At 74.6% G+C, this 7,815-nt stretch carries 10 protein-coding genes; 6 read left to right on the forward strand and 4 right to left on the reverse strand.

Annotation, left to right across the window (positions count from 1 at the left end):
• Positions 1-67: 67 nt before the first annotated feature.
• On the forward strand, positions 68-871 hold the full coding sequence (locus QWY29_RS08120; RefSeq protein WP_300960210.1) for an HAD-IIA family hydrolase: 804 nt from the start codon (positions 68-70) through the stop codon (positions 869-871).
• A gap of 10 nt (positions 872-881) precedes the next feature.
• Here the strand turns inward: QWY29_RS08120 and QWY29_RS08125 are convergent, their stop codons facing one another.
• The 3 genes from QWY29_RS08125 to QWY29_RS08135 form a co-directional block, all read right to left on the reverse strand.
• On the reverse strand, positions 882-2,561 hold the full coding sequence (locus QWY29_RS08125) for an FAD-binding dehydrogenase (RefSeq protein WP_300960211.1): 1,680 nt from the start codon (positions 2,559-2,561) through the stop codon (positions 882-884).
• A 42-nt stretch (positions 2,562-2,603) separates the two neighbouring features.
• The gene (locus QWY29_RS08130) at positions 2,604-2,972 is read right to left on the reverse strand and encodes a response regulator transcription factor (RefSeq protein WP_300960212.1); all 369 of its coding nucleotides are present in this window, start codon (positions 2,970-2,972) and stop codon (positions 2,604-2,606) included.
• 160 nt (positions 2,973-3,132) lie between these two features.
• On the reverse strand, positions 3,133-3,969 hold the full coding sequence (locus QWY29_RS08135; RefSeq protein WP_300960213.1) for an adenylate/guanylate cyclase domain-containing protein: 837 nt from the start codon (positions 3,967-3,969) through the stop codon (positions 3,133-3,135).
• 18 nt (positions 3,970-3,987) lie between these two features.
• Between QWY29_RS08135 and QWY29_RS08140 the strand changes: the two genes are divergently transcribed.
• From QWY29_RS08140 to QWY29_RS08155, 4 genes are all read left to right on the forward strand, one after another.
• Positions 3,988-4,155, forward strand: a complete 168-nt coding sequence (locus QWY29_RS08140; RefSeq protein ID WP_300960214.1) for a hypothetical protein — start codon at positions 3,988-3,990, stop codon at positions 4,153-4,155.
• On the forward strand, positions 4,152-4,976 hold the full coding sequence (locus tag QWY29_RS08145) for a lytic murein transglycosylase (RefSeq protein WP_300960215.1): 825 nt from the start codon (positions 4,152-4,154) through the stop codon (positions 4,974-4,976). Before QWY29_RS08140 ends, QWY29_RS08145 begins: the two co-directional genes overlap by 4 nt.
• Positions 4,973-5,521, forward strand: a complete 549-nt coding sequence (locus QWY29_RS08150; protein WP_300960216.1) for a nuclear transport factor 2 family protein — start codon at positions 4,973-4,975, stop codon at positions 5,519-5,521. Before QWY29_RS08145 ends, QWY29_RS08150 begins: the two co-directional genes overlap by 4 nt.
• Positions 5,522-5,609: 88 nt before the next feature.
• Positions 5,610-6,065, forward strand: a complete 456-nt coding sequence (locus tag QWY29_RS08155) for a PGPGW domain-containing protein (RefSeq protein WP_300960217.1) — start codon at positions 5,610-5,612, stop codon at positions 6,063-6,065.
• 59 nt (positions 6,066-6,124) lie between these two features.
• Here QWY29_RS08155 and QWY29_RS08160 read toward each other — a convergent pair whose 3' ends face one another.
• Positions 6,125-6,814 (reverse strand): hypothetical protein, encoded by a 690-nt coding sequence (locus QWY29_RS08160; protein WP_300960218.1) that lies wholly within the window; start codon positions 6,812-6,814, stop codon positions 6,125-6,127.
• Between the two features lie 290 nt (positions 6,815-7,104).
• Between QWY29_RS08160 and QWY29_RS08165 the strand changes: the two genes are divergently transcribed.
• Positions 7,105-7,806: a SemiSWEET family transporter gene (locus QWY29_RS08165; protein ID WP_300960219.1), complete on the forward strand. Its 702-nt coding sequence runs from the start codon at positions 7,105-7,107 to the stop codon at positions 7,804-7,806.
• Positions 7,807-7,815: the final 9 nt, after the last annotated feature.

Consider the following 7,815-nt stretch of genomic DNA (forward strand, 5'->3'; position numbering starts at 1 on the left):
GAGAGGAGCGGCCCGCGGGAGTCCCAGGGGAGTCAGGAAGACGCGCGGGCCTGCCAGACTCGGGGGCATGAGCGAGGACCGGCTGATCGAGTACTGGCTGACCGACATGGACGGCGTGCTGGTGCACGAGGAGGAGCCGATCCCGGGGGCGGGGGAGTTCCTGGAGGCGCTCAAGGCGTCGGGCCGGAAGTTCCTCGTGCTCACCAACAACTCGATCTATACCCCGCGCGACCTGCGCTCGCGGCTGCTCGCGAGCGGCATCGACGTGCCGGAGGAGGCGATCTGGACCTCGGCGCTGGCCACCGCCCAGTTCCTGGCCGACCAGCGGCCGCGGGGCCGGGCGTACGTCGTCGGGGAGGCCGGTCTGACGACGGCGCTGCACGACATCGGGTACGTGCTGACCGACCGCGACCCCGACTACGTCGTGCTGGGGGAGACCCGCACCTACTCCTTCGAGGCGATCACCAAGGCGATCCGGCTGATCGACGACGGGGCACGGTTCATCGCGACCAACCCCGACCCGAGCGGGCCCAGCCAGCAGGGCAAGCTGCCCGCGACCGGTTCGGTGGCGGCGCTGATCAGCACCGCGACCGGGCGCTCGCCGTACTTCGTCGGCAAGCCGAACCCGCTGATGATGCGCTCGGCGCTCAACCGGCTCGACGCGCACTCGGAGTCGGCGGTGATGATCGGCGACCGGATGGACACCGACATCGTCAGCGGGCTCGAGGCGGGCCTGCGCACCGTGCTGGTGCTGACCGGCTCGACCCGGCGCGAGCAGGTCGAGACCTTCCCCTACCGGCCCACCCGGGTGGTCGACTCGATCGCCGACCTGGTCGATCTGGCCCGCGGGCAGACGCTGCCGCGGGACTGACCCGACCGGCTCAGGAGGCGACCGCCGCCGCGGCGGCCCGGCCGGCCACGCGGCCGGAGAAGATGCAGCCGCCGAGGAACGTCCCCTCGAGCGCGTTGTAGCCCATCATCCCGCCGCCGCCGAACCCGGCGACCTCGCCCGCGGCCCACAGCCCGGGGAAGGGCGTGCCGTCGGCGCGCAGGCAGCGGCCGTCGAGGTCGGTCTCCAGCCCGCCGAGGGTCTTGCGGGAGAGGATGTTGAGCCGCACCGCGATCAGCGGGCCGGCCGCGCGGTCGAGCAGCTTGTGCGGCGTGGCGACGCGGATCAGCTTGTCCCCGCGGTAGGTCCGCGCCCCGTGGATCGCGGTGACCTGGGCGTCCTTGCCGAAGGTGTTGTCCATCTCGCGGTCGCGCGCCTCGACGACGGCGCGCACGCGGGCGGGGTCGAGGGGCGGCACGTCGTCGTCACCGACCCGGTTCATGCCGGCGACGAGCTCCTCGAGGGTCTCGGCGACGACGAAGTCCTCACCGTGCTGCTTGAACGCTTCGACCGGGCCGGCCGCGCCCTTCTTGACCCGCGAGAGCAGGAGCCTGATGTCCTTGCCGGTGAGGTCGGGGTTCTGCTCGGAGCCCGACAGCGCGAACTCCTTCTCGATGATCCGCTGGGTCAACACGAACCAGGAGTAGTCGTGGCCGGTCGCGCGCAGGTGGCGCAGCGTGCCGAGGGTGTCGAAGCCGGGGAAGTACGGCGCCGGCAGCCGGTTGCCCTCGGCGTCGAGCCACAGCGAGGAGGGGCCGGGGAGGATCCGGATGCCGTGGTCGTCCCAGATCGGGTCCCAGTTGCGCAGGCCCTCGACGTAGTGCCACATCCGGTCGGGGTTGACGACGGTCGCACCGGCGGCCTGGGTGATCTGCAGCATCCGGCCGTCGACGTGGGCGGGCACCCCGGCGACCATCCGCCGCGGGGGCGTGCCGAGGCGGGCCGGCCAGCTGCGACGTACCAGCTCCAGGTCGCCACCGATGCCGCCGCTCGTCACCACGACCGCCGACCCGCGCGCCTCGAAGTCGCCGACCACCGCGCGGCTGGTCGGCCGGCCGCGGTCGGCGGGGTCGGGCTCCAGGAGCGATCCGTGCACGCCGACGGCGACGCCGCCCTCGACGACCAGCCCGTCGACGCGGTGGCGGAAGCCGAACCGGATGCGTCCGCCCGCGACGTGGTCGCGCACCCGCCGCTCGAACGGCTCGACGACGCCGGGCCCGGTGCCCCAGGTGATGTGGAAGCGGGGGACCGAGTTGCCGTGGCCGCCGGCCGTGCCGTCGCCGCGCTCGGCCCAGCCGACCACCGGGAAGACGCGGTGGCCCATCTGCCGCAGCCAGGAGCGCTTCTCGCCGGCGGCGAACTGGAGGTAGGCCTCCGCCCAGGCGCGCGGCCAGCGGTCCTCGGGCCGGTCGAACTGCGCGCTGCCGAACCAGTCCTGCCGGGCCAGCTCCAGGTTGTCCTTGACGCCCATCCGGCGCTGCTCGGGGCTGTCGACGAGGAAGAGCCCGCCGAGGCTCCAGAACGCCTGGCCGCCGAGGTTCTGCTCCCCCTCCTGGTCCAGCAGCAGCACGCTGCGGCCGGCGTCCGCGGCCTCCGCCGCGGCGACCAGGCCGGCCAGGCCGGCACCGACCACGACGACGTCGGCCCGCAGGTCCCCCGAAGCTCCGCTCATGGGCTCATGCTCGCCGACGGCACCGACAGTCGCTGCGAGGGGTCAGCCGGTGACCGCGTGCCGGTCGACCCAGGAGCACAGCGAGCGCATGCTGAACGGCTTGGTCATGTAGTCGTCCGCGCCCGCCGCCAGCCCGCGCTCGCGGTCGTCGGGGTGGGCGAGGGCGGTGAGCAGCACGATCGGGATCGCGGCGCGCCGGTCGCCGTGGCGGATCGACCGGATCACCTCCAGGCCCGTCGCGTCCGGCATCGACACGTCCAGCACCGCGACGTCGACCTCGTGGTCGGCGTGGGCCCGCAGCGCCTCCCGGCCGTCGCCGGCCGACACGACCTCGTGCCCCGAGAGCTGGAGGTTGACCTCGAGGAGGTAGCGGATGTCGGGGTCGTCGTCGGCGACCAGGACCGTGGCCATGCGAGGAGGATCGCGCGGGTCGGGGGTGCGGATGGCCGGAATCGCGCAATTGCGCGGTTGTCGCGGTCCTGCGGGCCGGAACGGGGACATTGCCACGCAAGTGAACCGTCGTGGACCGGCCCGAGGACGCCGCCCGAGGACGCCGCCCGGGTTGACCCGGTTAGCCCGCGGACCAGTCGACGGCGGCGACGAGGTGCTCGCCGGCCAGCCCCTTCAGCTCCACGGCGCGGGGCTCGGTCAGCACCAGGTCGTCGTGGCCGGCCAGCGCGTCTGCGACGGGCCCGCTGACCAGCACCTCGCCGCCGCCGGCCAGCGCCGCGACGCGGGCGGCGTGGGCGACGTTGCGGCCGAAGATGTCGTTGTCGCGGTGGACCACGTCGCCCTGGTGGATGCCGATGCGCACCGCGACCGGCGTGCGGCCCTTGAGCCGCCCGCGGTCGAGGGCGCGCTGCACCGACGAGGCGCACCGCACGGCCTGCTCGGCGGTGGAGAAGGCGACCATGAACCCGTCGCCCTGGGTCTTCACCACGTGGCCGACGTGCCGCGCCACCCGGCTGCGGACCAGCTGGTCGTGGCGGGCCAGCAGCCGGACGAACGCCTGGTCGCCGAGCCGCTCGTTGAGCGCCGTCGAGCCCTCGATGTCGGAGAAGAGGATCGCGACCGTGCCGTCGGCGCCCGCGAGCCGCACCAGGTCGGGCCGCTCCACCTGCGCCCAGCCGGCGAGGTCCTCGACCGAGGTGCGCAAGGCCCCACCGAGGCCCTTCTCCCGCACCAGCGCCGCGGTCTCCCAGACCGCCTTGACCACCTCGTCGGGCCGCGGCACCAGCCGCCGCGGGGTCCTGCGCCCGCCGCCGAGCGCGGCGTCCTCGAGCGCGGCGACCTCGGCGCGCAGCACCCGCACGCGGCGTCGCCCGCCCAGCCACAGCCCGAGGAGCACCGCGAGACCGACCGCCTCGAGCGCGACCGCGAGCACCAGCAGCAGGATCGAGGTGCTCACCCGGCGATCATCCAGCACGTGGCCGTCCTGCCCGCGCGACGTCCGCGCGGAGTGCTCGCCGACCGGCCGACCGCCTCGACACACGCGTCGACGGCGGACATGCTGGACCCCGCCCAGGAGGTCACCATCAGCCACGCCCCGCACCAGGCAACGAAGAACGCCGACGCCGCCGGCCGGTCCGCATGACCGGTCGGGTGCGCGGCCTGCCCGCGGCCCTGGGGTTCGTGCTCGTGCTGGCGCTGCTCTCGGGTGCGGCGTTCTGGGTCCAGCAGCAGGTGCTCGACCCCGCCCGCAGCCGGCCCGCGGGTGCGGTCACCGGTACGCCAGACCCCGACCTCGTGGCCCCGCCCGACGACGGCGCGGCACCGGCGCGGTCGGGACAGGCCGGTCCGGGACAGGTGGAGCCAGGGCGGGCCGGCCGGTCCGCGGCCCGCGCGCCCGGCGGCGTACCCCTCGTCGACGCGGCGTGGGCCGCCGAGACCGCCGGCAAGGCAGGCATCCCGCTGCCGGCCCTGACGGCGTACGGCCGCGCCACCCTGATGGCCCCCGAGGGCTGCGCGCTCGGCTGGACGACGCTGGCGGGCATCGGCTGGGTGGAGTCCCAGCACGGCACGATCGACGGCCGCACGCTCGGCGAGGACGGCGTCCCGTCCGAACCGATCCTGGGTCCGGCGCTGGACGGTGGGCGGTTCGCGGCGATCCCGGCCACGCCGCGGTCCAGCCGTTGGCACGGCAACCGCGACTGGGACCACGCCGTCGGACCGCTGCAGTTCATCCCCTCGTCGTGGCGCACCTGGTCCGCCGACGGCGACGGCGACGGCACCGAGGACCCCCACGACCTCGACGACGCCGCGCTCGCCGCCGCCCGCTACCTGTGCGCCGACGGGCACGACCTCGCCACCGGGGCCGGCTGGTCCGCCGCGGTGTTCACCTACAACCACGCCGAGGAGTACGTCGCCGCCGTGCACGCCGCCGCCACCGCCTACGCCCAGAGGACGACCTCGTGACCACGACACCCGCCACCAGCGCCAGCACCACCGGCGCCAGCACCGGCACGTTCAGCGCCGAGGAGATCACCGAGGCGTACGCCGCGTTCCACCGGCAGGTCGCCGGCTTCGTGGCGAGCGGCGACTGGCGCGGCTACGCCGACCTGTTCACCGAGGACGCGACGTACGTCGAGCACGCCTACGGCACCTTCCGCGGCCGCGAGGAGATCCGGGCGTGGTCGGTGCGGACGATGACGAGCTTCCCCGGGCGGCTGATGACCGGCTTCCCGCTGGCCTGGCAGACCGTCGACGTCGAGCGCTCGCGCCTCATCTGCGAGGTGGGCAACCCGATGCCGGACCCCGGCGACGGCTCGGTCCACTCGGAGTCGAACCTGACGATCATGACCTACGCCGGCGACGGACTCTTCTCGCGCGAGGAGGACGTCTACAACCCGCTGCGGTTCCTGCGGATGACGCTGCGGTGGGCCGCGGTCGCCGAGGCCCACGGCCGCCTCGAGGACGACGGACGGGCGTACGTCGCGGCGTACGGCGGCCAGGCCGGCTGATGCGGTTGCCGCGCTCTGCGATGCTCGGGGTCATGGCGGACCTCGGAGCGGTGACGGAGCTGGACACGTGAAGGGTGCGGCCCGCCGGGTGACCCTCGAGGTCGTCGGCTGGCTCCTCGTCGTCGCCGGCATCGCCGCCCTCGTGCTCCCCGGGCCGGGGCTGCTCATGCTCTTCGGGGGCCTGGCGGTGCTCAGCCAGCAGTACGAGTGGGCCGAGCGACGTCTCGACCCGGTCAAGTACCGCGCGCTCAAGGGCGCCGCCGAGTCCGTCGAGACCCCGCTGCGGATCCTGCTCTCCACCTCCGGCGCGCTGCTGCTGGTCGCCGCGGGCGTGCTGTGGAGCATCAAGCCGGACGCGCCGTCGTGGTGGGCCTTCTCCGACTCCTGGTGGCTGCCCGGCGGCATCGCCACCGGCATCACCCAGATCGTCTCGGGGATCGTCGCGCTCGCCCTGCTCGTCTACAGCTACCGCCGCTTCCACGGGAAGCCGGAGGCGGTCGCCGCCCTCGAGCGCGACATCGACCGCGCGGACCGCAGCGCCTGACCTGACCTGATCCCACTCGGCCTGGCCTGGCCCGACCCGCCCGGCCCGCGCTCCTGGTCTCAGGGCAGCGAGCAGAGGATCGGGATCGGCAGCAGGTCGCAGAGCGGGTCCAGCGGGCTGCCGCCGCCACAGGGGTCGGCGGTGGGGCTGGCCACCGGCGTGGTCGGCGAGGTCGGCGTGGTCGGCGAGGTCGGCGTGGTCGGCGAGGTCGGCGAGGTCGGCAGCGTGGGGGCCGGGGTGCTCGGGGCGCTCGTCGGGCTGGCCGAGGGCGAGCACGACGGGCTGGGGCTCGGGTTCAGCGTCACGGTCGCGGTCGGGCCACCGGTGGTGGGCGTCGCCGTCGGGCTGGAGGTGGCCAGGGCGCGGCAGTCCTCGAGGTCCTGGCGCGCGGCCTCGCGGTCGGCCCGGGTCCGGACGAGGTCGGCCTTGGCGCGTTTCTTGGCCTTCTTGCGCTGCTCGAGCAGCTGCTTGGCCTTCACTCGCTGCTTCGAGCCCTTCGCGGTCTTCTGGTAGGCCTTCCGGGCGCTCGTCACGTTGGCGGACTTCTTCGCCAGCACGCGCTCGAGCCGCTCGGCGCGGGCGCTCTCGTCGTCGTAGGTGTTCTGCTCCGCGATGCACCCCGGAGGGGCCGCGGAGGCGGTCGCGGTGCCCGCGGAGGTGAGCAGCACGCCGGCGCCGACGGCCGACCCGACCACGAGGGCCGCGGCCGCGAGCGCGGTGAGGAGCTGGCGGAGGACGGGGTGCGACATGGCGACTCCAGTGCTGGCGGGGCGGTCCTGGGCTCAACGAGCCAGGTGGGCCCCAGGTTAGGGGCGTCGTGTGCCGGAGATCACCCCTCCGCGGAGGGTGTGAGTCCGCAGATCGTCCGGAGCACGTCCCCAGATGCCGTAAGATTTCCCGTGGAGCGGCCCGGCTGATGACTCGCCGGCTGATCGCGCTCCACCCTCACCGGAAACAGACCCCCCGCGGTCGTCCCGTCCACCGACGGGCCGGCCGCGTCGTACGTGCGCGCCCGCGCAGCAGAACGGATGGACGAGCAGTGCCTCTCGAGCTCACGAGCCTCATCGGGCTCGCCGCGACCCTCCTGGCCTTCGGCTACACCGTGCCGCAGTTCCGGAAGCTGCGCCGCACCGCCTCGGCGGCCGGCGTCAGCGTCGCGGCGCTCGGCTGCTCGAGCATCAGCAACGTGGCGTGGACGGCGTACGGCACCCTCGAGCGCGACGTCTGGGTCGCCCTCCCGGCCGCGGTGAGCATCCCGGCGACCGCCGGCGCGCTCGTCCTGGCCTGGCACCGCGGCGGCTCGCGCGAGCGGCTCTGGCTGCCGTTCGTCTGGGGCGCGGTCGTCTCCACCGCCGCGGTGTCCGCGCTGTGGATCGGCCAGGGCCCCGTCACGGTGGTGCTCGGCTGCTCGGTCGCGCTGCTGGTCACCCCCGCGGCGCTCACCGCCTGGCGCAGCCACGACGTCACCGCGATCGCGGTGACGGGCTGGGTGATGCTGGTCGTCGACGCGCTGCTGGCCGGGGCGTACGGCGTGCTCGCCGGCGTCGAGGCGAACGTCATCTACGCCGCGGTCGCCACGACCGGCTCGCTCGCGATCCTGCTGCGCGTCGGCATCCCGCCGCACGTCCACGCCCGCCTGGTGCGGCTGCCCGCGCCCGTCGCCCCGGGCGGCGTCACCGGTGGCGTCACCGGCCCCGTCACCAGCGCCGTCACCGCCGACGAGCTGAGCCTGGTCGCCTGATCCTCCGGC

The sequence above is a fragment of the Nocardioides abyssi genome (assembly GCF_030412915.1).
In the GTDB taxonomy this organism is placed as follows: domain Bacteria; phylum Actinomycetota; class Actinomycetes; order Propionibacteriales; family Nocardioidaceae; genus Nocardioides; species Nocardioides abyssi.